The organism is Methylophaga sp. UBA2689 (assembly GCA_002354555.1).
Classification (GTDB): domain Bacteria; phylum Pseudomonadota; class Gammaproteobacteria; order Nitrosococcales; family Methylophagaceae; genus Methylophaga.
In genome coordinates this window covers 62,551-64,029 of the sequence record DELT01000094.1, presented here as the reverse complement: position 1 = coordinate 64,029, position 1,479 = coordinate 62,551, and the positions used below count along the sequence as shown (strand labels likewise).

Here is a 1,479-nt window from a genome sequence, read left to right as displayed (position 1 = left end):
ACCGCGAAAGTTAATGATCAAGTCGCATTTCTGGCGGAAGTCAAACAGGCTGGAATTTTCACTTTGACCGGGTATAGCAAGGAAGAAATGGGTCCCCTGATTGGCAGTTACTGCCCGAATACTGTTTTCCCATTTGCACGTGAAGTGATTTCTGATGTGGTTATTAAAGGTGGTTTCCCACAACTCGTGCTGGCACCCGTGAACTTTGATGCAGTATACAAACATCAAATTGATCAGGCGCGTCAGCAGATGGAAGCAGCACAGGCTACTCACTAGCTTGTCTAGATGGCCATGACCGCTTCTTCTTTAATGCCAACAGTTGTCATTGGTGCCGGAGCCTGGGGTACGGCGCTGGCGATTGCCATGGCTCGCAATGGGCATGAAGTCTGGCTGTGGGGTCGTGACAAAGAACAGCTTTCCCGGATAGCGGCTGAACGGATGAACAGCCGCTATCTACCGGAAATTATTTTTCCGGATACATTGAAAATTGAAATGGATTTGGAAAAATCTCTGAAAAATTGCAGACATGTAATGATTTCAGTGCCAAGTGTGGCGTTTAGCGAAATATTGCATTGCATTAAACCTTTTCTGTCTGAAGATATCCCGATCAGTTGGGCGACCAAAGGTTTAACGCCCCACAATGGTCAATTTCTGCACGATACGGCTATTGAAATTCTGGGGCCTAAACATGCTTTAGCTGTCGTTTCTGGTCCATCGTTCGCCGCGGAGGTTGCGGCCGGGTTACCTACCGCTTTAACAGTTGCTTCCCGCGATACAGAGTTTGCCAAAGCCTTGGCAAATGCGCTTCATGGACCAGCTTTGCGGGCTTACACCACGGAGGATGTTTTAGGAGTGCAAGTTGGTGGCACGGTGAAAAACGTGTTGGCAATTGCCGCAGGTATCTGTGACGGATTAGGATATGGTGCCAACGCCCGTGCCGCTTTGCTGACCCGCGGTATGGCAGAAATTATGCGTTTAGCCAGTATATTGGGGGCTGAACCGGAAACCATGTTTGGTCTGTCTGGTATGGGGGATTTGATTCTCACCTGTACCGACAATCAGAGCCGAAATCGCCAGCTGGGCTTAGCGATTGGTTCAGGTCTTAAAGTTGATGAAGCGGTTTCAAAAGTCGGTAAGACGGTAGAAGGTATGCACGCTGCAAGAGAAGTTTTATTGCGCGCTCAACAGGCGGGTGTTGAGATNNCCGCAAATGCATGCCATTAATGATGATATTGAACGCGCTGCATTTGCGCTGAAGGCAATGTCGAATCCATTGCGTTTGAAAATTCTCTGTACGCTTGGTGATCAAGAATTATCAGTACAGGATATTGTTGAGCATGTTGGCACAACACAAAGCAATGTGTCGCAACATCTTGCCAAACTTAAAGATAAAAACATTCTGGCGGCAAGACGAGATGCAAACCGCATATTTTACCGCGTCAACGATGAGCGCCTGTTACGGCTAATCAGCATGATGTG

The 1,479-nt window shown here is 47.9% G+C and carries 3 protein-coding genes; all 3 read left to right on the top strand.

The annotated features are described in order from the left end of the window. Positions 1-276 (top strand): protein-export chaperone SecB (locus tag B3M51_RS11420; RefSeq protein ID WP_292759324.1); only part of this gene is annotated, 276 nt, incomplete at its 5' end. Between the two features lie 15 nt (positions 277-291). Further along, positions 292-1,224: an NAD(P)H-dependent glycerol-3-phosphate dehydrogenase gene (locus tag B3M51_RS11415; RefSeq protein ID WP_292759321.1), complete on the top strand. Its 933-nt coding sequence runs from the start codon at positions 292-294 to the stop codon at positions 1,222-1,224. Beyond that, positions 1,211-1,479: ArsR/SmtB family transcription factor (locus tag B3M51_RS11410; protein ID WP_292759318.1), on the top strand; the 269-nt coding region annotated here is incomplete at its 3' end. The genes B3M51_RS11415 and B3M51_RS11410, both read left to right, overlap by 14 nt.